Annotated in this window: 19 protein-coding genes and 4 pseudogenes; 12 read left to right on the top strand and 11 right to left on the bottom strand. The window is 68.7% G+C overall.

Annotated elements, in window-relative coordinates; all coding sequences use genetic code 11:
- Together BM414_RS24765 and BM414_RS24760 are read left to right on the top strand one after the other, a co-directional pair.
- On the top strand, positions 1-209 hold a 209-nt coding region (locus BM414_RS24765), incomplete at its 5' end, for a transposase (protein WP_139245960.1).
- Between the two features lie 880 nt (positions 210-1,089).
- Complete coding sequence (locus BM414_RS24760; protein ID WP_139246040.1) at positions 1,090-2,103, top strand: hypothetical protein; 1,014 nt, start codon at positions 1,090-1,092, stop codon at positions 2,101-2,103.
- Between the two features lie 375 nt (positions 2,104-2,478).
- Here BM414_RS24760 and BM414_RS24755 read toward each other — a convergent pair whose 3' ends face one another.
- Entirely contained in the window at positions 2,479-3,306 is an 828-nt protein-coding gene (locus tag BM414_RS24755) for an IS3 family transposase (protein WP_245784968.1), read from the bottom strand.
- A gap of 233 nt (positions 3,307-3,539) precedes the next feature.
- Complete coding sequence (locus tag BM414_RS31525; protein WP_281246784.1) at positions 3,540-3,662, bottom strand: hypothetical protein; 123 nt, start codon at positions 3,660-3,662, stop codon at positions 3,540-3,542.
- A gap of 93 nt (positions 3,663-3,755) precedes the next feature.
- Here BM414_RS31525 and BM414_RS24750 point away from each other — a divergent pair, with 93 nt between their 5' ends.
- Positions 3,756-4,757: an alpha/beta fold hydrolase gene (locus BM414_RS24750; protein ID WP_139246039.1), complete on the top strand. Its 1,002-nt coding sequence runs from the start codon at positions 3,756-3,758 to the stop codon at positions 4,755-4,757.
- Positions 4,758-4,808: 51 nt separating this feature from the next.
- Here the strand turns inward: BM414_RS24750 and BM414_RS24745 are convergent, their stop codons facing one another.
- From BM414_RS24745 to BM414_RS28725, 3 genes and pseudogenes are all read right to left on the bottom strand, one after another.
- Positions 4,809-5,117, bottom strand: a complete 309-nt coding sequence (locus BM414_RS24745) for a hypothetical protein (protein ID WP_093583964.1) — start codon at positions 5,115-5,117, stop codon at positions 4,809-4,811.
- A gap of 90 nt (positions 5,118-5,207) precedes the next feature.
- Positions 5,208-6,482 carry a CapA family protein gene (locus BM414_RS24740; RefSeq protein ID WP_175551789.1) on the bottom strand — a complete coding sequence of 425 codons (1,275 nt, stop codon included), beginning with the start codon at positions 6,480-6,482 and terminating at the stop codon, positions 5,208-5,210.
- Positions 6,483-6,589: 107 nt separating this feature from the next.
- A pseudogene (locus tag BM414_RS28725) lies at positions 6,590-6,715 on the bottom strand (IS5/IS1182 family transposase); the annotation flags it as partial.
- Between the two features lie 378 nt (positions 6,716-7,093).
- Between BM414_RS28725 and BM414_RS24735 the strand changes: the two are divergent.
- The 3 genes from BM414_RS24735 (at position 7,094) to BM414_RS24725 (ending at position 8,973) form a co-directional block, all read left to right on the top strand.
- The gene (locus BM414_RS24735; RefSeq protein WP_093583960.1) at positions 7,094-7,429 is read left to right on the top strand and encodes a DUF6092 family protein; all 336 of its coding nucleotides are present in this window, start codon (positions 7,094-7,096) and stop codon (positions 7,427-7,429) included.
- On the top strand, positions 7,399-8,031 hold the full coding sequence (locus BM414_RS24730) for a nitroreductase family protein (RefSeq protein WP_093583958.1): 633 nt from the start codon (positions 7,399-7,401) through the stop codon (positions 8,029-8,031). Before BM414_RS24735 ends, BM414_RS24730 begins: the two co-directional genes overlap by 31 nt.
- A 297-nt stretch (positions 8,032-8,328) precedes the next feature.
- The gene (locus tag BM414_RS24725; protein ID WP_175551788.1) at positions 8,329-8,973 is read left to right on the top strand and encodes a TMEM175 family protein; all 645 of its coding nucleotides are present in this window, start codon (positions 8,329-8,331) and stop codon (positions 8,971-8,973) included.
- 148 nt (positions 8,974-9,121) lie between these two features.
- Here the strand turns inward: BM414_RS24725 and BM414_RS24720 are convergent, their stop codons facing one another.
- Positions 9,122-9,667, bottom strand: a complete 546-nt coding sequence (locus BM414_RS24720; protein WP_281246786.1) for a zinc-binding dehydrogenase — start codon at positions 9,665-9,667, stop codon at positions 9,122-9,124.
- Between the two features lie 159 nt (positions 9,668-9,826).
- Positions 9,827-11,104 (bottom strand): annotated as a pseudogene (locus BM414_RS24715) (IS3 family transposase).
- 464 nt (positions 11,105-11,568) lie between these two features.
- Here BM414_RS24715 and BM414_RS24710 point away from each other — a divergent pair.
- The 4 genes and pseudogenes from BM414_RS24710 to dprE2 all read left to right on the top strand — a co-directional run bounded on the left by BM414_RS24710 (position 11,569) and on the right by dprE2 (position 15,992).
- Entirely contained in the window at positions 11,569-12,156 is a 588-nt protein-coding gene (locus BM414_RS24710; RefSeq protein WP_093583952.1) for a WD40 repeat domain-containing protein, read from the top strand.
- A 696-nt stretch (positions 12,157-12,852) separates the two neighbouring features.
- A pseudogene (locus tag BM414_RS31120) lies at positions 12,853-13,410 on the top strand (transposase family protein).
- 528 nt (positions 13,411-13,938) lie between these two features.
- The gene (dprE1, locus tag BM414_RS24700; RefSeq protein ID WP_245784967.1) at positions 13,939-15,240 is read left to right on the top strand and encodes a decaprenylphosphoryl-beta-D-ribose oxidase; all 1,302 of its coding nucleotides are present in this window, start codon (positions 13,939-13,941) and stop codon (positions 15,238-15,240) included.
- Entirely contained in the window at positions 15,237-15,992 is a 756-nt protein-coding gene (gene dprE2 / locus BM414_RS24695) for a decaprenylphospho-beta-D-erythro-pentofuranosid-2-ulose 2-reductase (RefSeq protein ID WP_093583948.1), read from the top strand. The genes dprE1 and dprE2 overlap by 4 nt, the downstream gene beginning before the upstream one ends.
- Here the strand turns inward: dprE2 and BM414_RS24690 are convergent.
- The 3 genes from BM414_RS24690 to BM414_RS24680 are packed head-to-tail and all read right to left on the bottom strand — an operon-like array spanning position 15,973 to position 17,851.
- Positions 15,973-16,458 (bottom strand): GtrA family protein, encoded by a 486-nt coding sequence (locus tag BM414_RS24690; RefSeq protein WP_093583946.1) that lies wholly within the window; start codon positions 16,456-16,458, stop codon positions 15,973-15,975. The two genes, dprE2 and BM414_RS24690, sit on opposite strands and share 20 nt — an antisense overlap.
- Positions 16,455-17,354, bottom strand: a complete 900-nt coding sequence (locus BM414_RS24685; RefSeq protein ID WP_245784966.1) for a decaprenyl-phosphate phosphoribosyltransferase — start codon at positions 17,352-17,354, stop codon at positions 16,455-16,457. Before BM414_RS24685 ends, BM414_RS24690 begins: the two co-directional genes overlap by 4 nt.
- The gene (locus tag BM414_RS24680) at positions 17,351-17,851 is read right to left on the bottom strand and encodes a phosphatase PAP2 family protein (protein WP_093583942.1); all 501 of its coding nucleotides are present in this window, start codon (positions 17,849-17,851) and stop codon (positions 17,351-17,353) included. The genes BM414_RS24685 and BM414_RS24680 overlap by 4 nt, the downstream gene beginning before the upstream one ends.
- 431 nt (positions 17,852-18,282) lie before the next feature.
- On the opposite strand from BM414_RS24680, the gene BM414_RS24675 reads away from it, so the two are divergent.
- On the top strand, positions 18,283-20,022 hold the full coding sequence (locus BM414_RS24675; protein WP_175551786.1) for an arabinofuranosyltransferase: 1,740 nt from the start codon (positions 18,283-18,285) through the stop codon (positions 20,020-20,022).
- Between the two features lie 364 nt (positions 20,023-20,386).
- Complete coding sequence (locus BM414_RS24670; protein WP_093583938.1) at positions 20,387-22,522, top strand: transglycosylase domain-containing protein; 2,136 nt, start codon at positions 20,387-20,389, stop codon at positions 22,520-22,522.
- Between the two features lie 11 nt (positions 22,523-22,533).
- Here the strand turns inward: BM414_RS24670 and BM414_RS24665 are convergent.
- A pseudogene (locus BM414_RS24665) lies at positions 22,534-22,696 on the bottom strand (IS5/IS1182 family transposase); the annotation flags it as partial.
- Positions 22,697-23,373: the final 677 nt, after the last annotated feature.

Genomic DNA, 23,373 nt, shown 5'->3' with positions numbered 1-23,373 from the left:
AAGACACCGACCCGGCCGAGCTGGTCCGGCTGGCCAAGATCCGCTGGCGGATCGAGCATGACTACCGCGAGCTGAAGACCGCCCTGGGCCTGGACCACTTCGAGGGCCGCACTTGGACCGGCTGGCACCGCCACGTCACCCTGGTCACTGCCGCCCAGCTGTTCCTCACCCTGCTGCGCACCAGCCCAAAAGCCCGTGTCTCGGCCTGAGCCTCTACGCCGTGCTCCACCAGCTGCAGGCCCTGCTAGCTACCTGGACCGGCACCTGCACCGTCTGCGGCTCCCACATCGACAGCCAACCTCGAGCACCGACCTAACAAAGCACTACTAGGAAGCCCTCAGAAGGTACGGCGGTGTGTCCCCAAAGGCCGCCTCAAGGACACAGCGATGGGCGGGTGGCCAGCCGGAAATCCTATATGCCCGGAGGGCATGGCAGGGCGACGCCAACCCGACGAGTCAACTGAAGTTGGGGCAGTCCCAAGAGCCAACAATCGGACTCCACGAAGAAAGGGGCAACAAGGAGTCAAGTCAACCGGGGGCAGTCCCAGGCGCTGGCAGCGAGTTCGGGCGGCATAGCTCGTCGCGCGGCTGTCGCACGAGGCCGACCAGCTTGACGGAATGTTTCGCCTATGCTCGAAGGGGAAGGCCGGCTGTAGGCACTGCCGGGAGCAAGGACAACATCAAGCAAGTTCTAGGGACCCAAGACTCTGGTCCGCAAGCATTCGATGCCTCAAGATTTGCCGACGCGGAGGCCATTGTGCTGGGCGACGGGGATCGGCCGTCGTTATGCCGTCGATCGCTACCACCAACCCCTCCTGCGCCCTATGTATTGAGGATCCAGCGGTGGAGAGGAAGAGTCGAAATGGGAGAATATGTAGTCAAGAGCGGGGCCGATTGGGAGAATCTATCGAAGGAGCACCTGACTACGGTAGTCGATCCGATTGCGCTACGGGTGGCACAGATATTCTTGCTCGGGAAGGGTCGAGCCGTCGAGGCGGCAAGCGCGGATACCAATTCCCGGCACTCCTATGATAGCTCAAGCATCGGTGATCGAACGTGGATGGGCGTCAGCGGGGATGTCAATGCGCTCATGTTGTTTTTCGACCAGATCGTGCTCAACAATCGACTGCCAGTCTTCGACTACGATGTCACGTGGGAACCGTCGACCGACCGCTCACTTTTTGATCTTGTGAACATCGTGGGACAAGATATCCTCGTCCCGGTGACGGTGAAGGACGCGGCGCACGTCGAGTGCAAGAACGCCGCCCTCAAAGTCCTCAGCGAGATGCAAGAGACGAACAATGGCCTCGTCAGCCGGGAGGCATTCGAGGACATATTGGCCGAACTGTCAGCGCTCGACTACCGCTGGACCCCCACCCTCCAAGGTGAGGGGGTACAACTTAAGCTCGCAGACCCCCGCGAACAGACGGTGGCAAGCTACCTGTTAGGTGGCCTGCTATTCGGTTCGTACGCCCAAAAGCTGGGTGGCGACCACGTGTTGCAGGCAAAGCGATGGCGTGCGCTGCTAGCATCCGGGTTGCAGAAAGAGCGGGCCAACTCTAAGTTCGAGTCGCATCTATTTAAAGAATTGAGGGCGCTCGTTCAGTCGGATGAGGAGTTCGCCGACATGAGCGCGGGGAAAGTACCGTGGACTCCAACTTTCCTTCCCTATCTCCTTTCATTCACCAAGGATCCAACACCGCTAACCGTCCTGCAACTGGCGATTGATCTCCGCCAAAACGAGGATGTGGGCGATTATCGCGCATGGCTTAAACAGGCAAATGCGGACTTCGAGCAACTGGGCAGGATTCCAACGAAGACTCGAAAGAGTCTGAACAAGGTCAAGGAGGCGGTACTGCGAAAGATCGGCGACACCGAACTCCCGGCGCCCGCAGTGGGAGTCGAGGTCACAGCCGAGATGGTCACCAATCCACTCAGTGCAGTGAAATTGAATCTGACCCCATACCTAGCGATGCTTGGCGAGTACTTTGTAGCCCCGCTGCAGAAGCAGCGGTACCGACGACTTCTCGTCCGCGCGCTTGCCGCGCACAAAGAGTATGTCTATTTGGAGCGCTCGCTGCGCGACGCATGGGAGCGAGGCTAATGACGTTCGATTGGAGGCGGTAGGCATTAGCATCGCAGCTAAGCAATTGAGAAGTGCACGGGATCCTCGACCGGAGCGATAGCCGTGCCAGGGGTCCGTTGGATTCGACGGTTCATCGAAGAACGCGACACGTTCACCGCGCGCCCAATGCAACGTCCTTATCCTCGGTGACAGACCAAGCGCTGCCCTCCGCGTCGTATCAGCGCTCGAGCTCCGCGTTGCACAAGGTGCGGCACTCGATCTTTCGGGACACGCTCCACAGCGACTTAGGGTGTTGAAGCGGGGTATGCCGACAGTGGTAGTTCAGTGAAACGTACGTCCCATGTGCGCAGGTCGGGGACTGCTGCAGCCTCAGTTGACGGCGGTTGGGACTGATCATGCCGCGATAGCGGCCTGGGGTGCGGTGAAGGCGAGTTCGTACTCGATCGGGGTGAGTTTTCCGAGGGCGCGTTGCCTGCGGCGGCGGTTGTAGGTGTGCTCGGTCCAGAACACGATCGCGGCGTGCAGCTCGTCCCGGGTGCGCCAGCGCCGGCGGTCCAGGACGTTCTTCTGCAGCAGCGCGTGCCAGGACTCCATGGCGGCGTTGTCGCCCGCGGAGGCGACGCGGCCCATCGATCCCTGCAGCCCGGCGGCGGTCAGGACGGCTCGGAAGGATCTTGCTCGAAACTGGGACCCGCGGTCGCTGTGAACGACCACCAGACCCGTCGGCTGGCGCCGGGCAACGGCCGTCCGTAGCGCGGTGACGGCCAGCTGGGCGGTCATCCGTTCGTCGATCGCGTAGCCGACGATGCGCTTGGAGCAGGCGTCCTGGACCGCGCAGAAGTAGAGCTTGCCCTCGGCGGTGGGGTGCTCGGTGATGTCGGTCAACCAGAGCTGGTTGGGTTCTGCCGCGGTGAACTCCCGCTGCACCAGGTCCTCGTGCACGGGCGGGCCTGGCTTGCGATTGAGGCCGCGCTTACGCGAGTGGACGGACCACAGCCGCTGCGACATGCAGAGTCGGTTGACCCGGTTGCGCGAGGCCCGCACGCCCTGGTCGGCGAGCTCGTCGGTGATGAAGCGGTAGCCGAACTCGGGATCGTCGTGGTGGATGTCGACCGCCCGGCGTTGATCAGGTGTGCGTCGTCCCAGTCCCGCCGGCTGACCGGGTCGGCGCACCACTTGTAGAAGGCCTGCTTGGAGCAAGCCGAGCACCCGGCAGGTCACCGTGACGGGGATGCCGTCGTCGGCGAGGTCAAGGACCAGCGGGTACATCATTTTGGGAGCACGTCACGGGCGAAGTAGGCCGTCGCCCGGCGCAAGATCTCGTTCTCCTGCTCCAGCTGCTTGGTGCGCTTGCGCAGCTCACGGTTCTCCGCCTCGAGGTCACCGCCCGCGTCAGCGGCAGCGGTCGACGCGGCTGCGCCGGACAGACCGTCCTGGCGGTCGGCGATCTTCAGTCACCGGGCCAGACAGGACTTAGAGACCCCGAAGCTTCGGGCGACCTGCGCGATCGACTGATCACCCTTGCGGGCCACCGCGATCACGTCACGCCGGAACTCCTTCGGGAACGGCTTGGGCACGATGCTGATCCTTCCAGCGAGGCCGCAGCCTCACAGGCAAGGAGTCAACCGAACCCTGGGCAGTCCCGGGTGGTGAGGGACGAGGTGGTGGCGATGGCGATGGATGTCATGCGGACCGCCTGCCTGGCCGTGGTCTGCGGCCTGCTGGTCACCGCGTGCTCGTCTGTAACGCCGGCCGCGGGCGGTGCAGCGGCGATAGCCTCCCCGTCCCCTTGCTCCCTCGGGACTGCCGCCGCCGGCCCAGAACCCTTCGCCCAGTCGGTGGACATCGGTGGACGCCGGGTCTTCCTCGACTGCCGCGGTCCGGTGACGCCTGGGCGACCGACGGTCGTCCTGGTGTCGGGCTACCACGACTCCTCAGACGTTTGGAACAGCGCGGACGTGCTGGAGCTACTGGCGCCGGCGGTGGGGCCACCGGTGCAGGAGGCGCTGGCCGAGTCCCACCGCGTTTGCTCCTACGACCGCCCCGGCACCCTGCGCTACGTCGAGGGCGTCCCCTTGACCGACCGCAGCACGCCGGTTCCGCAGCCGCGGACCCTCGAGGGCCTGGTCGGCGAGCTGCACGAACTGTTGCGCGCCGCGTCGGTGCCGAAGCCGTACGTGCTGGTCGGTCACTCCCTGGGTGGCCTGCTCGTGCAGCTGTACGGGCAGACCCACCCCGAGCAGGTGGCCGGGATCGTCTTCGTCGACGCCTTGGGCCCGACCCTGCCCGAGCTGCTCGAAGACCGGTGGCCGATCTACCGTGACGCCCTGGGTATGCCGCCGGCCCAGGTGCCCTCGCTGAGCGATCCCGACGCCGAGCGAGTCGAGCTCGACGCAAGTATCGCGCAGGTCCAGGCCGCCCCAGCTCTCCCGGCGAGGCCGCTGGCCGTGCTGACCAAGACGGAGCCGTTCGCCGGCCTCACCGACCTCCCCAGGCTGTCCGCAGCCGAGATCAACGAGATCTTTCAACGCGCCGAGGACCACTTTGTCGCGCTTGCTCCCGCCACACCGCAGGTCTTCGCCACCGGCAGCGATCACTACATCCAGTTCTCCCAGCCCGATCTGGTCGTGTACTCCACCGAGCTGGTCCTCGGCCGCACCCCGGGCTCCTGAGTCCAAACCGGTCCGTCCGACTTCGTCACCGCATCACGCGTTGGCAGCGGGTCAACGATGGCCGGGCCGTCCTGCAGTGAGCGGCGCTCGGTCGTACTCCTGTGCTGGCTGCACAAGCGCCCCGATCGCCACGACCAGCCACACTTGCCGAGCTCTGTCGCGGCGGTTCCATGCGACGCCACCCTCCAGGGCTCGGGTGAGCATCCGGCGGGCCAGCTCCGGCTTGGTGACGACCGGCACGGCATCGTCGATGTCGGCAGCCAGCGCCTGGTCGCGGTCGTCGGTCGAGGCCTGAACCGCCCCGGTGAATCCAGAGACTTGGGTGGCGGTCCCTGCCGCGGCCGCGGGGCGGTGCAGCATTCAGGGCAGACCATGGGAGCACCAAGAGCGTTGCTGGTCTTGCACCGCCTCGTCGACAAGCCCGCGACGCTTGGCGTGCGGGCCCGGGTGTCAGCAGGTGGGTGCGCTCAGCTCGCCGGTGGTGGTGAGGTCCACGCCGCAGGCGCCGAAGTCGGCGCGGGAGAGGTCGCGCACCACGCCCAGCGCTTGCTGGGCGGGATCGAGCTGGGCGAGTCCTGGGTCGACCATCACGGTGCTGACCAGCTGGCCGGAGTGCCAGGTCCCATCCGCTGCCAGCCGTAGCGTGACGATGCCGCCGATGCCCGCCGGGCCGTCGTTGGAGAGGGTGCGGTAGCCGGTGAAGTTGCCCATGCTGTAGGCGATCAGCCGTCCGCGGTACCACTCCATACCCCGCAGCACATGTGGACCGGCACCCAGGACCGCGTCCGCGCCGGCGTCGATCACCGCACGGGCGAAGGCCATGGCGTCCCCCCGGTTCTCGCCGAGGAAGATCTCAGGGCCCGGGCGGACGTGGGCCTGGTCTGCACCTTCCGCGCCGGCGTGGATGGAGACCAAGACCACATCTGCCTGCTCGGCGGCCTGACCGACGAGCTGCTGTGCGGCGGGGATGTCGAGCAGGCTCTGGGCCCAGCCGTAGGGGGCGAAGCCGAGGATCGCCACTCGCAGGGACCCGATGTCCTGCAGGGTCACCTGTCCGGGCATGCCGGTGTACTGCAGACCCGCCGCCGTCAGCGCCGCCTGCGAGTCGCGCAGGCCGGCGTCGCCGAAGTCGTGCGCGTGGTTGTTCGCCAGGTTGATGACGGTGAACCCGGCCTCGCGGAGCCATCCTGCATATGACGGTGGAGTTCGGAAGGCGAAGCAGCCACTGCTGTTCGCGCCGCACTTGGTCGACGTCGCGATGTCGGTGAGGGCCTGGTCCAGGTTGCCCAGCACGACGTCTCCGGTGAGCCGGTCGGCGACGGCATCGAACAAGTGACGTCCATTGTCGGGAGGCAGCTCTAGCGTCGCCCCCATGATGACGTCGCCGACGGCACTGACCTCCACGCTCGTGGGCTGATCCTCAGGCTCTCGGGCCCCGGCGCTGGGCGTCGCCTGGTCGGCGGACGCACCGGTCGAGGTACTAGCCGTCGAACCCTGGCCCGCGGACGTGACGGCAGGACCGCCGGGTGAGCATGCGGTGATCAGCAAGGTGATGACCACGGTCAGCAGCGGCCAGAGCAGCTTCGTCGAAGCCGACCGCGCCGCGTGTGGCGATGGGCGTCGGGCCGCCTTCGTCGCCGGGTCTGCGTGTCTCGGTGAACATCCTGCCCGGCGCATACCCGGAATGGTCGAGCAGGTCGGCGCCCGGACGAGCCGGGTCTGCATGGTCAGCCCCTGCGAGGACATCCTGTCTGCGTGGCAAGCACGGCCTGCTGCCGGATCCTCACCCGAGGAGGGCTGCCCGGGTCGCCTTGGCTGACCGCAACAACATCCGCAGCACGGCAATCACGCGCACACCGACCGGTCAGCGGTGTGGGATGGCGATGACGGCGGGGCTTCGACGGCAGCAGCGGAGCGGCCCCCTCCCATAATCCGTCAGGTACGAGCTTCTCGACCACCCAGGCCAGCCTGCTCAGGACCCGCCACCTCCTGTGACAGCCACGCCGACGTCATAGTGAGACGATTCGAGATCCGCGGGTTGCGAGTTCAACCCCACGGGCCCACCGCATGACCTCAGGTCAAACGCGTACTCCACGGCCCCGCCGATGCGGCGGACCTGGGCGCCTGGCGGCGGGAGTTGACCTCCGCGTATGTCTTCATGACTCTGTGCACGAGTAGGCCATCGCTTCCTCTGGTGCGCAGGCTCGTACTTCATCCTCCTCGCGCATCTGACATGGCAGTGGTGTCTCCTTCCGGTCGAGGTGTATCAGCCGGCGTGGGGGACGAGACGCCGCGGCCGGATCCGCTGGCAAGATCCCCGGCAGTGAGGAGCCGCCATGCCGACCACCGCCCCCGTCTGGGTCCTCGACGAGGACGAGGCGGTTGAACTGCTGGCCTACCTGATCACCGCCGCCCGCACGCAAGTGGACGAGGCGGCGGAGTACGGCCCGATGCGGCTGCTCACCGCCGCTCACCGGCTCGCCGAACAGATCGCGCCGCGCTCCTCGAGAGCAACCGCCGCCTTCGTCCACGACGAGCTCGACCAGGTCCCCCAGCTGGCCGTGCCCCGCACCGGACGCGAGGAATACGTCGCACGCCTCGACGAGCTGTGTCGGTCACTCGCCGCCCACCTGAGCGCCCGGTGGGCATCGGACCGAGCGGGGCCGGCATGACCGGCGTCGGCGCGGACGCGGAGCGCGGCGCGGCTGTGCTCGCGGCGATCCGCAGCCGCCGGGTGGTGCGTGCGATGACGGCGGAGCCGGTCGAGCGCCACGCGCTGGAGACCATCCTCGACGCCGCCCGCTGGGCGCCCACCGCAGGCAACCGGCACCTGCAGCGTTTCGTCGCCACCGACGACCCCGCGACGCTGCGGGTGCTGCGCGCGGTGTCGCCAGGAATGCTTCAGCACCCGACCGCCGCCATCACCATCTGCACCGACCACGCTCTCGCGGCCAGCTACGGCTTCCCGTCAGACGCGCCCGGCCTGCGCATCGACGTCGGCACGGCGGCGGCGACCCTCATGCTGGCCGCGCACGCGATCGGCATCGGAGCCGGGCCCGTGACCTCGTTCAGTCACGCCGCGGTTGCCGTCGCCCTCCGCCTACCGGAGAGCTGGGTCCCCGAGCTAGTCGTGTGTCTCGGCCACCCGCGGCCCGGCGGCCCAGCACCAATCCGCGGCCGGCCCCACCTGACCTGGCGCGACCTCACCACATGGGTCCCGCCCGACCGCCGCCCCGGCGCGGACGCACCCGAGCCCCCACAAAGCGCCCCCTAACGGCGTTCACCGTCGCCGACCACCTGGCCGACCGGCGGAAGATGGTGAAGCCGATCGCCTCCATCCAGCGCAGGGCGGCCGGGGCGTCGCGGTAGCTCAGGTAGGCGGCCAGTCGCGCTCCCATGGCGCGCAAGCTAATACCGCGACAGGCAACGTTCGCCCTGAGCGTCTCCCCCAGGGACACCCGTGACGACAGACGGCAGACTTTCGCGCAGCTCCGGGCGCGCTGGGACGAGTCGCCCTGACCGGACCTCCTCGCCCGCCGCTGTCCGGCGCGAGACTGCGACCCTGCGGGGCGTGGCTTCCAACTCACCGGACCCGGGGGCGCCGCGGTTCCCTCGGGGGACACCGGAGTTCGACCGCGCGCTCGCGTTCTTCGACGCGACCTACGCCGTCGCCCTCACCCTGCTGGTCACCACGCTGGACGGCATACAGGTGCCGGGCGCCTGGGCCGACCTCGCCGCCCTGTGGGCGGCGATCGGGAACGAGATCGTGGCCTTCTTCCTGGCCTTCGCCATCGTCGCCTTCTACTGGCGCTCAAACCACGCCTTCGTCGCGCGGCTGCACCACCTCAGCGGGCGCCTCATCACCGTGAACCTCGTACTGCTCGCGTTCGTCGTGCTGCTGCCGTTCAGCACCGACGCACTCGGGGAGCACCAGGAGCCGCTGGCAACGGCCGTCTTCGCCGGGAACGTCGCGGTGATCTCCTCGACGGAGGCGGTGATGTCCTTGCTGGCCTGGCACAGAGGGCTGATCAGCGCGCCGCCGTCACCCCGGCGGATACGGCTCGAGCTGGTGCCCCAGCTCGTCCCCCCGGCGTTCTTCCTCGCGTCGATCCCCGTGGCGTTCCTGGTCTCCTCCTCCGCCGCCCGGCTGTCATGGCTCGCGCTCGTCGTCCTCGGCCCCGTGGTCGGCATCCTGGTCAGTCGCCGCGCCCCCTGATGTGCCCGCGCGGCGCGTGTGTCCCGTAAGCCGCCTTCAAGGCGAAGTTGCCTGACGCGGTGCTAATGACAGGGCGCCTCTCGTAAAAAGGGACCAGGAGGCCATTGAGACATCGGCGCGATGCCGCCGATGACGCCGACGGGCTCCGCTAGTTCATCCGCCGTTGAGTCGGCCCCGGCGCCGCGCCGTGTCCGGGCGTCCGCGAGCCGGAGGGGAGGGGTGAGGCGGCGATGGCGACCACCACCTTGCCGCGCACCTGCCCGGAGCCCGCGTGCTCGATACCGGAGGCCACGTCCTTCAGTGCCACGACGCGGTAGAGCGGGACGCGCAGGCGGCCGGTGTCGATGAGGTGGGCCAAGTGGGTGAGGTCGACCGGTGACCGCCGCGTCGTGACAGCGGTCGCGCGCGGTCCACTGCCCGGGCGGAGTCCGCGCACCGTGTCGGGGGACAGTGGCCGGGTCGACACCAGGACGCCGTCGGAGGTCAGCGCGGGCCGCACCGCGGCGAATCGCAGCGCACCAGGCGCGTCGAGCACGACATCCCACCGCTGGTCACCGGCGAGGACGTCGTCGCGGCGCCGATCCACGACGACGTGGGCACCGAGATCGCGGACGAAGTCCGCACGCGCCGAGTCGGCGACCGCGGTGACGTGAGCGCTGGCGAGCCGGGCGAGCTGCACGGCGTAGGAGCCGATCCCCCCGGCCGCCCCGACGATGAGATCCCGCGGAGCGGCCCGGGATCGCGGCCGCCTGTTCGAAATCGACCGTGCGGGAGTGCGGGCGATGCGGTGCTAGGTGTACTGACCCGAGACGTTGGTCGGGGGCGTGTGAACCGCCCCGGCGAGTCCGGAGACTCAGGATTGTGAGACCCCGACCGTCTGCTGGGCGGGGTGTTGACCGTAGAAGACCTGCTCGTACTCGACCGGGGTCAGGTCGTGGCAGGCGGTGTGCAGCCGGCGGTTGTTGTGCCAGTCGACCCACTCCAGCGTCGCAAGCTCGACGTTGTCGAGTCCCTTCCACGGCCCGCGGCGGTGGATCAGCTCGGTCTTGAACAGCCCGATCTGGGTCTCGGCCAGCGCGTTGTCCAGCGCGTTGTCCAGCGCGTCGCCGACCGTGCCGACGCTGGGGGCCGCACCGGCGGCCGCGAGCCGCTCGGTGAACGCGATGGAGGTGTATTGCGACCCGGCGTCGTGGTGGCACACCAGCCCGGACAGGTCGGTCACTCCGTCTCGGCCGCGGGTCCAGATCGCCTGCTCGAGCGCGTCGAGCACCAACTCGGTCTTCATCGAGGTGGCCGCCCGCCAGCTCAGGATGCGCCGGGAGTGGGCGTCGAGGACGAAGGCGACGTAGACGGTGCCCGACCAGGTCGCCACGTAGGTGAAGTCGGCGACCCAGACCGCATCCGGACGGGCCTGAGAGAACCGGCGTTGCACCAGGTCGGCCGGCCGCGCGGCGGCCGGGTCGGGGATTGTGGTGCGTCGCCGGCGGCCGCGGCGGGCGCCTTCCAGGCCGAGGTCGCGCATCAGCCGCTCCACGGTGCAGCGGGCGACGCCGATGCCCTCGCGGTTGAGCGCCAACCAGACCTTGCGGGCGCCGTAGACGCCGTAGTTGGCCGCGTGCACCCGGGCGATCTCGGCCTTCAGCTGCTCATCCCGATCGACCCGAGCCGAGCGGCGGACGCGGGTGTCGTAGTAGGTGCTGGGGCGATCGGCGTTCCGTGCTCGGTGAGCACCCGGCAGATCGGCTCGACCCCCAGCGCAGCCCATCGTCGGTGCGCCAATCGGCGTGGGTCTCGATAAAGCTCACGAGGTCCGCTGTGGCTGGTCGAGCTCGGCCGCGAAGAAACCCGCCGCCGCCTTCAGGATCTCATCCGCCCGGTGCAGTTCACGGTTCTCCGCCCGCAGCCGGCGCAGTTCGGCGGACTCTTCGCTGCTCACCCCGGGTCGGACGCCGTCGTCGACCTCCGCCTTACGGACCCACGTGCGCACCGTCTGGGTCGAGCCGATGCCCAGCTTCTGCGCCACCGAGCGCATCGCCTCCCACTCGGTGGCGTGGTCCGGCCGGGACTCGGCGACCAGGCGTACCGCCCGCTCCCGCAGCTCCTGCGGATACCGGACGCTTCGATCTGCCACGACTCCATCCTCCTCAAGGACTGGAGTCTCCGGACTCGCCGGGGCGGTTCATCCCCGTGGGGGTTATCGGGTTTGATGCGTCTATGAGGGAAGCGACCCAGAGGGTGGAGGCGCGGATCGCGGAGGAGTTGCTGCGATTGACCCGGTCCCGCCGGGTTGGTGGCCAAGTGGTTCCGCCACCGGCCTACGTCCGGCGCCATGCGGTCGAGCATGCAGCGGCTGGTCGGGTTCTGGACGATCGATTCTTGTCTCTGGATTTCTTACCGTTCACCGATGCGGCTAGGTTGCGGCCCCTGGTCATCGGACGGTCGCAGAGGATCGACGAACAGGATGCTGGTAGTTCGGATCTGCTGGAGGCATGGCGCCGCGCTGTGCACGTTTGGAGTTGAGATGATCCTGCCGCGAACGCCGATGCGCTCAGCTTCTGGTCCGCCGCCTTCGGAAGGCCGCAAGAGCCCAGCTTGATGGGAGGGCTGTGGCTGACGCGCTGGGCTCGATGCCGTATTGGAAGCGGGGAGATTCTTGCTCGGCACCCCCAATCGGTGACGGCGGTGGCCACGGTGGTGCTGCCCGACGGGCGCCCGGTCGCGGTCACCAGCGGCGCCGACACCACGGTGCGGATCTGGGACTTGACTAGTGCCGCCCCGGTCGGGGAGCCGCTGACCGGACACACCGACGTGGTGCGGGCGGTGGCCACCGCGGTGCTGCCCGACGGGCGCCCGGTCGCGGTCACCGGCGGCGCCGACACCACGGTGCGGATCTGGGACTTGACTAGTGCCGCCCCGGTCGGGGAGCCGCTGACCGGCCACACCGGCGCGGTGCGGGCGGTGGCCACCGCGGTGCTGCCCGACGGGCGCCCGGTCGCGATCACCGGCAGCGACGACGACACGGTACGCATCTGGGACCTTGAGCAGATGGCAATGGACGGACAACCCATCCGCATCCCCGATAGGCTAATGGCGCTGGCGGTACAAGCGATGTCAACGAGCGTATACATCACCCTGGTCGGCCCAGGGATGATCGTTATAGATTTTCCGCGCAATGCGATATAGGTAGGCCGTTCTGCGAGTCAACCTTTTTGCAGTGCCGCTCATGGCCTGATCTCACGACCTTGGCCCAGCTAAGGCTGCCGGCAATGAAACTGCAGCGGCATACACTTGAGGCTGGCGCGGAAACCGCAGCGCTAGGCTGCATTGTCTTCCTCGCAGCAGCCAGTACCTGCCGCACGCCGTCACCAACGTCTTGGCTAGGTACAGCTGAGGCGCGTCTCCTAACGACCTCGTGCATGGTTAGCGGAGCAGCTTGCTCGTGACGGACGGAGCAGGGTCGTGGTGTGTCCAGGACGCTGCTTCGCGCCGCCGCTGTTGCCGATCGCCGGTCGACCGGACTGTCCCGGCAGGTCCTGGCTGAGCTGGTCACCGAGGTGGGGCCGCGCTGGCAGGCGCCAGGACGCACGGCTGGCCGATCGGCCGCGTCAGCGGGCGGTCGGGGCCGGTGCCCGGCATCGGCTGGTGTTCATCGACCGGTTGCTAATCACCCTGGTGCATCTGCGCCACAGGATCACCCATGACGTATTGGCCTGCTGATTCGGGGTGCCCCGCTCGACGATCACCCGCGCGGTCGGAGAGTTCCGCCCGCTGCTGGCTGAGCGCGGCTGCACCGTCGAAGGCGGGGTCCGGCTGCGCACCCTGGCCGACGTGATCACCCACCTGGGCGCCACCGGGCGGGTCGGCCTGCTGGATGCCACCATGGTCCGAGTGCGCCGCCCGGCGGCCCATCGGGCCGGTCGCTATCGGTTCGTGTCCGGGAAGGCCCGGGTCAACACGGTCAAGGCGCTGGTCCTCACCGACCCCGCCGGGCGGCTGCTGTTCTGCGGACAGCCCCGCCCCGGCTCCGTCCACGATCTGACCCAGGTCCGCCAGGCCGGCCTGGTCGAGCTGCTGACCCTCATCCTCGGTGTCATCCTGCTGGCCGACGCCGGCTACCAGGGCCTGAGCACCCAGACCGCCGGCGCGGTGCTCACGCCACGGCCGGTCTAGCGAAAGAACCAGATCCCGGTCTTCCCCGCCGTCGCCGCCGCGCACGAAGCCGAACGCCGAGCTCACGCCTCGCAGCGCATCCACGTGGAGCACGGCATCAGCCACCTGAAGAACTGGCGCGCCCTGTCCCGACACCTCGGCAGACGCGAACACCTCGACACGATCCTGCCCGCGGTCGCCGGCCTCGTCTACAGCCAGGAACGAGCCCCACGACCCGACCAGCCTCACCGCCCGCCAAACGCGCTGCCGGCCGGCACCGCCGCGTGATCGACCTGGTCCTGAATAGGTCGACGACGGCCCGCGGCTAACCATGCACGAGGTCGTAAGTTGCAGCTATCCTCTGCACAATGGGAATTCGAGCGTCAATGAAGGCGCCTCGACAATCTCAAGGGCTCTCGGACGACGTGCTAATGCGTCCAGGCCCCTGGCGCGTGGAAATGATCTTGTTGCAGTTACCCCGCCTACCAACGAGTCAACGAGGTGGGCGACCGATGCGGCGCCACCACTACCGGACTGCCCGTCACCCCCGACTGAGCAACCGGTGATCCTGCTGCCGCTGCCGGACATCAACGCGCGTCTGATGGGGGAGACCGTGGGCCTTTCCGCCTGCGCCGCGCAGGGTGATCCCGGCGTCGGCCCAGCCGTGCATGGCAACGGCGGTACTGGGGACGTCAGGGGCGTTGTTATGGTCGCCACTGGTTTGTCGCGGAGTTCACACTCAGGAGGCACCATCTTATGTCGAGGGCCCCGGTGCTCCGTCGCTCCCTGACCGGCTGGGGACGGACCTCACCCAGTATGGCGAACCTCGTCTTGGCCAGCGGCGAGGTGGACGTCCGGTTGGCGGTGCGGGATGCAGGGACCCGCGGTGTCCTGGCCCGCGGGCTGGGTCGTAGTTACGGTGACTCCGCTCAGAACGGCGGCGGCACCGTCGTCGACATGAGCGGACTCGCCCGCATCCTCTCCGTCGACACCACCACCGGCCATGTCGTCACCGAGGCTGGGGTGTCGCTAGACACCCTCGTCCGGGTACTCCTGCCGCTGGGCCTCCTCGTGCCGGTACTACCCGGCACCCGCCAGGTCACGGTGGGTGGGGCGATCGCCGCCGACATCCATGGCAAGAACCACCACGTCAAGGGCAGCTTCGGCAACCACGTGGCCGCGATGGACTTGCTATTGGCCGACGGCAGCGTGCGAACGCTGACGCCCCAAGGCGCGCCGGAGCTCTTTTGGGCCACGGTCGGGGGCATGGGCCTGACGGGCATCATCCTGCGCGCCACCGTCGTAGCGACTCCGGTCGACAGCGCTTACTTCGTCGTCGATACCGAACGCACCCGCGACCTAGACGACTTAATGGCCCGCCTGCAGGCCGACGATGACGAGTACGACTACTCGGTCGCGTGGATCGACCTGGTCGCCCGGGGGGCGGCGATGGGCCGCTCCGTGCTCACCCGCGGTTGGTCGGCCCGCGCCGACCAATTGCCGCAGAGGTTGCGAGGCCAGCCCTACCACTTCGCCTCGCGTTCGCTGTTCACTGCCCCGAACATCTTTCCCTCGGGGCTGCTGAACAAGGTGACGATCGCGGCATTCAACGAGGCCTACTACCGCAAGACGCCCCGAGAGCAGCGCGGCGCCATCCAGAGCATCGGACAGTTCTTCCACCCGCTTGATGTCGCTAAGCACTGGAACCGCATCTACGGGCAACGGGGCTTCCTGCAGTACCAGTTCGTCGTGCCCTTCGGAGCCGAGGACGCCATGCGCCGGGCTGTGGAACGGCTGTCCACGGCTGGCGCCGCGTCGTTCCTGGCCGTGCTGAAGCGGTTCGGCCCGGGCAACCCCGGCCTTCTGTCCTTCCCGACGCCCGGGTGGACGCTGGCACTAGACATCCCCGTGGCACCGGGCCTGGGCCGGTTGCTGGACGAACTCGACGACCTCGTGCTGTCCGCAGGCGGGCGTCTCTACCTGGCCAAGGACTCCCGCGCCCAGGCGGAGACCCTGCATCAGATGTATCCGCGCATCGACGAGTGGCGCACGGTCCGAGACCAGGTGGACCCCGCCCAGGTGTTCAGCTCAGACCAGGCCAGGAGGTTGTTCCTGTGATCGATGCTGTCGGTGACGTGCAGAAGGTGCTGCTCCTAGGCGGTACCTCCGAGATCGGCATGGCGCTGCTGCGCCGCCTAGCCGGGGAGCGCAGGATCACCGCCGTGCTCGCCGGACGGCCCACGCCGGGCTTGGACGACGCTGCCGGCGCGCTCCGGAGCGAAGGGCACCAGGTCGAGGTCGTCCACTTCGACGCTGAGGACGGCGGCACGTGGGCACCTGTCATGGGGAAGGGATTCGCCAGCGGCGACGTGGACGTCGTCGTAGTGGCCTTTGGCCTGCTCGGCGACGCCGAACGCGCCTGGCAGGAGCCGGATGTCGCAGCGCGACTGGCCACAGTCAACTACACGGCACCGGTCACCATGGGGGTGGACGCCGCTGGCCGCCTGCGCGCGCAGGGCCACGGTGCACTCATCGTGCTGTCCAGCGTGGCCGGTGAGCGCCCACGCCGCACCAACTTCGCCTACGGGTCCGCCAAGGCGGGGCTAGACGCCTTCTTCACCGGGCTGCGCGAAGCCCTGCGTCCGGACGGGATCCGGGTCGTCGTCGTCCGCCCTGGCTTCGTGAGGACGAAGATGACTGCGGGCCTGGACGCCGCTCCACTTGCCGTCGACGCCGGGCAGGTCGCCGAGGCTTCGGTGTCTGCGCTGCTCTCCGGCAAGGAAACGGTGTGGGTGCCGGCGCCGATGCGCTACGTGATGTCAGTCCTTCGCCACTTGCCGGCGACCGTCTTCAGACGCCTCCCGATCTGACCCTTCCCCGCTGAGCCCCCACGTCCGTGGCGGCCAGGGAAGCTGCGCCGGGCGGGAAGACGAAGGTCCGGAAGGCCCAGAACCGGAAGGCCGTGGCCAAGCCCATGCCCACCACGTTCGCCGACAGGTTGTCGACCAGCGGGCTGGTCCAGCCGAGCACGTGGTGAGTGATCACCAGGCAGAAGTACTGAATTCCAGCCGCCAGCAAGCTGACCAAGAAGAACCGGGCGTACTCGCGTCCGATTCGGGAACTGCGCCGGTGTCGCCAGGTGAACCACCGGCTGCCGGCGAAGGCGACCCCGATCGCCACGAGGCTAGATGCGACTTTCGCCCAAGTCGAGGCGAGTTCCGCGCCGAGGAGCAGCGCGTTGAACACCGCTACGTCGGTCAGGTATGCCGCCAGGCCGGTCACCGCGAAACGGGCCAGCTCACCGAATCGCTCCGAGCCGCTCGGCGCAGGGCTCATGCGTATACCGCGGTCGCGACCACGGCCATCCAAATCCCACCAAGCACGAGCAGCACTCGGTCGTGCAAGACGATGTCGTCGGGCTCTTCGGCCGTGCCTGCGTCGACGTCAATGCCGAATCTCAGAATCGCCAGCGTGAAGGGGACTACGGATACCACGCTCCACGGTGGGCGGGTCACCTCGGCCACCTCGAACGACCACAGCGCGTAGGTGAGGACCACCACGGTCGCGGACAGCGTCCATACGAACCGCAGGTAACTCGTCGTATACCGCTGCACCACGCGCCGGACCTGCCCACCGGTGCGCTCCCCCATCCGCGCCTCGCCGTAACGCTTCCCGCTGGCAATGTAGAGGGAGCCGAACGCCGTGGTGAGCAGGAACCATGAAGACAGCGGCAGGCCGGCGGCCACGCCGCCGGCAAGGGCGCGCAACATGAACCCGGACGCCACGCAGGCCAGCTCCACGACCGGCTCGTGCTTCATGCCGAAGCAGTACGCCAGCTGGATGGCGTAGTAGACCGCGACCGTCACCAGCAGCGCGGGCCCGCCGAGCGCTGCCAGTGACAGAGCCACAACGGCCAGTACGGCGGCCGTCCCCAGCGCCGTGGGCACCGAGACCACACCCGCAGCGATCGGTCGGTGTCGCTTCATCGGATGTGCGCGGTCCGCCTCGACATCCCGTGAGTCGTTGATGAGGTAAACGCTCGAACTGATGAGGCAGAACGCGACGAAGGCGAGAAAGACACCCACGAGGTTCACGTCGCGCAGGGCCGCTCCCGCCGGCAGCAGGGAGGCAAAAACGAGGACGTTCTTGGTCCACTGCCGCACCCGCATCGCACGCAGCAGACCGGGCGCAGCGCTACGCGCGGTCGCTTTTACCTGGGTCAGAGCGCTCACCGCTGCAGCGCCGTACGGCAGCGCTCACTGGCAGCGCCGATCGTGACACCCAGGGCTGCGCCGGACAGCACATCAGTGAGGTAGTGCACCCCGAGCACCATCCGCGACCAGGCCATCATCGCCGGGAGCGCGAACGCCCAGCGGCCCACGAGCGGAGCGAGCACCACGGCGGCCGTCGTGGTGGACGCTGCATGCGAGGAGGGGAAGCTCCACCGGCTCGGCGTCTGGACGTGCACGGTGACGGCGTCGTGGCGCGGCCGCACTCGTCGCACAAGGCGCTTGACCACGACGCTGGCGGCATGGGAGACAAGAACCGCGACCCACGCGCGCACCCAGTCCTCACGCCGCTCGCGGTCCGCAACAGCTCCCAACGCGGCGACAGACAGCCAGGCGCCGGCGTGCTCACCGGCGTGGCTGAGGCCGCGTGCGGACGCGAGGCCGAGCGGACGCCCGGTGGCCCGCTGCAGGATGATGAGAAGCCTTGTCTCAACATCCATGGTCAGACCTCCGGCATGTCGGTGCGACGTCGCCGCGCGATGGCTCTACATCGTCCGCAACCACCGCGCACTCTAGGCGTCACAGCGCCGATCACGACGCCGGGGGAGCCTGGCTGACACGGACACCTACACTCAACCGCTGCCGTTGCGAGGCGCGGCACCAGGAGTACCCGGGGTCTGTCCTGCGCGCAGCCGCCTTCAGTACCAGCGAGTCCGAAGGCGGGAGCCCTCCGCCCGCGACGTGGGGAAACAGCATGAACTCAGCCCCGGTAGAGCAGGTCGCCCACCCTGGCCACGACCCCCTCGGCTCCGAGAGACGGGAGCGGGCTGGCTGGGTGGTACCCGCCGCCGCATGGGTGGGATGGCCTGCCGCTGCTCTCCTGGCTGCGGCGTTGCTCCCTGCCCCCACTCCCGCCCGGACCCACTACCAGGTGGCCGCCCTGGCACTGCTGATGGCAGTGGGAGTGGCGTGGACCCTGGGTAAGAACGATCGGCGTGCTCACCACACAGCCGCCGCACTCACGGCGACGTTCCTCCCCGGGCTGACCCTCATCGCCCTCAACGGCACTGACTGGTACTTCGCCGGAGTGCAAGGGGACCAGTCCTTCCGGCTGGAGTACACGGCTCGATTCGCCGAAGACCCCACCGCGCTGACGGACTACACCTACCGAGGAGTGCCGGCCTTCTACTCCCCGGGCTGGTTCTGGGTCACCGGGGTGGTGGGCAACCTGCTCAATACAACGCCGTGGCAGGCGTACAAGTGGGTCGCGATCGCTTCGCTGTGGACGGCCTCGGCGTTGACCTTTGTCGCGTGGCGCGCCACCTGCAGTACTCGGCTTGCAGCCCTGTTGACCCTGGTCACCACGCTCGGGCTCCCTTCACAGGGAAGCGCATGGCTTGGATTGGAGACGCTGCAGTCCGCAGCGTACGAGCCCTACGCATGGCTAGTCGCCAGCGTCATCCCACCCCTCCTAGCGTGGGCGGCAACGACCGATGGGCCGCTGTCGGCTCGGCGGGGTGTCGGGCTGGGACTAGTCCTGGGCCTGGCCGCCTGGTGCTACTTGCTCTACGCGGGGCTGGCCGTCCTCGCCCTCCTCCTCTTGACCGCGGTTCGGCGTAGCGCGGTCAAGTGGCTTGAGCTGGTCCTCGCTGGAGTTGTCAGCGTGGTCGTCGTCGCCCCGTGGCTGGGGCGATTCGCGCTCGCGTGGGTGAGGGAAGGCATGCCCCCGGCGGCGGCGACGACGTACGTCAACGACGGATCGTTCGGGCTACTCGCCCTCCGTCCCAGCGCCAGCCCGTGGTTCCTGCTCGCCGCGCTCGGCGCCGTGGTCCTGCTCAGCCTCCGTCATCTGGACCGCCGTCTGGGCGGTGTGGGATCCGTGGCGGCGGCCGTGCTCGTGCTCACCGTCGCCCAGCTGGCCCTGGGGCAGACCGGTCGGGGTGTCCTCCTCCATAAGCTCCTGCAGGTGCTCGCCCTGGCACTGCTCACCGCCGGCACGCTGGGCGTGGTCCTGCTGGTGCGCCAGCACGCCACCGTGCGGCTCGGACCGGCGGCGGACCGGGTGGGCCGCCAAGCCGTCCGCGCCGGGTTGCTCCTGATCGTGGGGTTCGGCGCGTCGGGTCACGCGTCGGAGTGGGTCGCCTCCGACCTCACCAGGATGGCCGCCGACGAGCGTTATCCCGACGGGCGCTTCCCCGTGGCCGCGAGCCGCGAGGCCCGAGCGGCGCCAGAGTCCGCGGAGCCGCCGGTGGCCGAGATCGTCACTGCGGTCGAGCAGCTGACGGCGGAGGCCGGCCACGACGGGATCCCGGTGGTGCTTACCGACGAAGTGCCCTTCCTGGCCCTGACCAACTGGTACGGCTACCAGCAGTGGTGGGAGCTGTACGCCAATCCGCTGAGCGGATACGCCGAGAGGCGGGCGTTTCTGGAGGACCTCGCCGGAGGATCCGCGCCCCGCATCGTCGACGAATTGCGGAACGCGCCGGATGGCCCAGACGTTCTCATCCTGCGAGAGGAGGCAGGCATGCTCGTCTACCGCTCTTCAACCTGGGATCCTCTTGCCGCAGAGACGAGGGCCTGGGAGATCCGCTTCCCGGCTGAGATCATCACCGACCCTAACGCCGTCAGCCGAGCTGTGGGTCCTTGGCGCGTCGTCGCCCTTCGTGAGTAGCGCCGGTGCCCGGGAACGGTAGCTGTAGCGCTCGTGACGTGGTTGATGTGATGCGGCCGATCGGGGGCGTCCGCCGAGCGCGGTGTGGGGGCGGTGATGGTTGCAGGTGTGCAGGCAGCCAGGCTAAGCCTCGGCCTGCTGCTGACCTACGCTGAAGGATCGGGCGTAGGTCCCTTCGGTCAGCAAGGTGCGGGTGGGCCGTTGGAACCGCCCCGGGTTCAGAGGAGGCCTTGGTCCGCCCCTTGTTTCGCGGAGTCCGTGTTCAGCCCCTCTTTGCGTGGAGTCGGATTTGTTCATGTATCCCTTCGCGGTATTGCAACCTGCCGGCAACGTGTGGGGAGCACGGCTCGCGTAGATTGCGCCGATGTGGTCCTACCGGCGTTCGCGGTCCGCCGTTCTGGGGAGGCTGGCGACGGCGGTGGTGGTGGCCGGGGCGCTGGTAGCTGCAACGCTGCTGCCCTGGATGGGAGGAATCGGTCTTCTAGTGCAGAACTCGGCGACGTTGGCCGGCGGGCTGCCTCCCGCGCTGACCGAGAGCGTGTCGGGGAACAGCCGGGTGCTGGCCGCCGACGGGTCGCTGATCACGAGCTTCTACTCCAACGACCGCACCCCGGTGCCTGGCGACCGGATCGCCGCGGTGGTGAAGCAGGCGCTGGTCGACATCGAGGACGCGCGCTTCCACCAACACAACGGCCTGGACGTGCAGGGCACCCTGCGCGCCGCGGTGACCAACGCCGCCGCCGGGTCGGTGCAGGAGGGCGGCTCGACGCTCACCCAGCAGCTGGTCAAGCAGACCCTGCTGGAGACCGCCGACACCGCCGAGGACCGGCAGGCGGCGACCGAGCAGGACGGGCAAGCCGGTGTGGCGCGCAAGCTGCGCGAGGCCCGCCTCGCGCTGGCCCTGGAGGAGACCGCCTCCAAGGACGAGATCCTCACCCGCTACCTCAACATCGTCTACTTCGGCCAGGGCGCCTACGGCATCCAGGCCGCCGCCCAACGTTACTTCAGCGTGGACGCCGCCGACCTCACCCTGTCCCAGGCGGCGATGCTGGCCGGGCTGGTGCAGAGCCCGACCAACGACGACCCGATTACCAACCCGGCCAACGCGCAGGTCCGCCGCAACCAGGTGCTGCAGCGGATGTACGACCTGGGACACATCAGCGAGCAGGAGTTCACCGAGATTTCGGCCTCGCCGGTCGCCGTCCAGCCAGGTGATGCATCACCCAACGGCTGCATCGACGCCGCGATCGGCGGGTTCTTCTGCGCCTATCTGCAGCAGTACCTGGTGCAGACCCTGGGGATCGACCAGGCGACGCTGGACGACGGCGGGTTGACCATCCAGACCACGCTGCGCCCGGACATGCAGGCCGCCGGAGACCAGGCGGTGCTCAGCATGCTGCCGATGGGCGACTCGCTGGCCGGCATGTACACCGCGGTGGAACCAGGCACCGGCCACGTGCTGGCGATGAGCGTCAACCGCCGCTACGGCTGCTCGGAGGCCGACTGCGAGTCCGTCGTCCTCAACACCGCCTACAGCCAGGGCGCCGGTTCCACCTACAAGGTGTTCACCGCCGCCGCCGCGTTGGAGCGGGGGATTCCCGCCGACCACATCCTGACCACGAGCAACCCCTACGTCTCCCGGGTCTACACCAACAACGGCCGGCCCTACGTCGTGCAGGCCTTCGCCGGTGCCGACCAGCGGACGATGAACATGGAGGAGGCGCTCTACCGGTCCTCCAATCCCTACTTCATGGCGCTGCAGGACGAGTTGGGCAGCGTGGAGGGTCCGGTGCGCGTCGCCGAGCGGATGGGCATGCACTTCACCGCCTCCTCCGCCGACCAGATCATCGGCGGGAACCGCGGGTCGTTCACCCTCGGCGCCGAGGCCACCAGCCCGCTGGACCTGGCCAGCGCCTACGCCACGCTGGCCGCCGGCGGCACCCGATGCGACCCGACGCCGGTCACCGCCGTTCTCGACCGCGACGGCGAGCCGCTGACCGGGCCCGACGGTAAACCGGCCGGCAGCGGGGACACCTGCATTGCCGGAGCCGTCTCGCCGGCTGTGGCCAACACCCTCGCCCAGATGATGCGCAAGGACGTCGAACCGGGATATCCCGGGCAGACCGCCTCAGCCGCCTACGTCCCCGGCCACCAGATCGCCGGCAAGACCGGAACGACGCAGAACGGCTTCTCGATCGCCTTCGCCGGCTACACCCCGCAGTACTCCGCCAGCGTGATGGTGCTCAACCCCAAGACCAACCAGGACGTCGGTGGGCAGGGCGGCGGCATCGGCGGCACCATCTGGCACAACGCCATGCTCCCCATCCTCACCGGCGCACCGATGGTCCCCTTCCCGCCAGCCGACCCGGTCCTCGCCGGCAGCACCGTCCCGGCCGGCCCGCCCCCCGCAGCGGCCACCACCGGCGGTGAGGCGCCTGAGGACGACAACGGCAACACGCTCGGCACCGGCACCCCGCCCGACGACGGCGGTGAGGACTGAGCAGTCGTCTGAGACGAGCGCAGGCGGCGGCACCAGACCAGCACAGGCCAACTGGAGCCGACCGAGGTAGAGGTCGGCGCGGTGCTCATAGCGGGTACGCAGCCGCTTGAACGCGTGCCGCCACGCAAAACGCCGCTCGACGACCCAGCACTGCTGGCCCAGGCCGAGACCGTGCACGGCTCGACCGCCCAGGCACGCAGCGGCCGTGGACCACCGTGGCTGGGCGCAAGACCAAGGAGCGGATGACGCTTGGACTTGCTTCACTGGGAAGCGAGGTCCCGGCGCACCGCCTTCCCCGTCCACGGCCAGCCTGCGCGACAGGAGCCCGGAGAGGACCAGCCGCATGACGACGAACCACCACGGGGACCGTGGCGCGACGGTGCCGGCGACCTGCTCCGGGCTTGAGCTGGCCGAGCGCGAGCCGGAGCTGCACGAGCAGGCCAGGGCGGCGAAGTGACCCCGCGGCCGTGCCGGTGCGGTCACTCATCGAGGGCCCATGAGCACCGGCGCGACACTGACCGCTGTGGGCGTTGCCCGTGCCGGACGTTTCACCCGCCGGTGGTCGGAACGCGTCAGGACCGGGTGCTCCGCGCGGTTGTCGTGGTCGTCATGTTGGTGGGGCTGGGCGCCGCGACGGCGCTGGTCGCGACCCGCGGTGGCGTGGACGGCGCCTCAGCGACGCAACCCCTGAACGAGGCCGAGTCCCCGCCGGGCGACCCGTCGCCCGCCACGCAGGCGAGCACCAGCCGAGGGAGCGTGAGCACCACGGCCGCGGAGGAAGCGCCGAAGCCGGCGACCGTGCCGATGGGCACCGTTGAGCCTACGGGTGCCGAGCAGGCGATGGTGGCCAC

It is taken from the genome of Geodermatophilus amargosae (genome assembly GCF_900116515.1).
GTDB classification, from domain to species: Bacteria; Actinomycetota; Actinomycetes; order Mycobacteriales; family Geodermatophilaceae; genus Geodermatophilus; species Geodermatophilus amargosae.
This window is presented reverse-complemented; position numbering and strand designations above follow the sequence as displayed.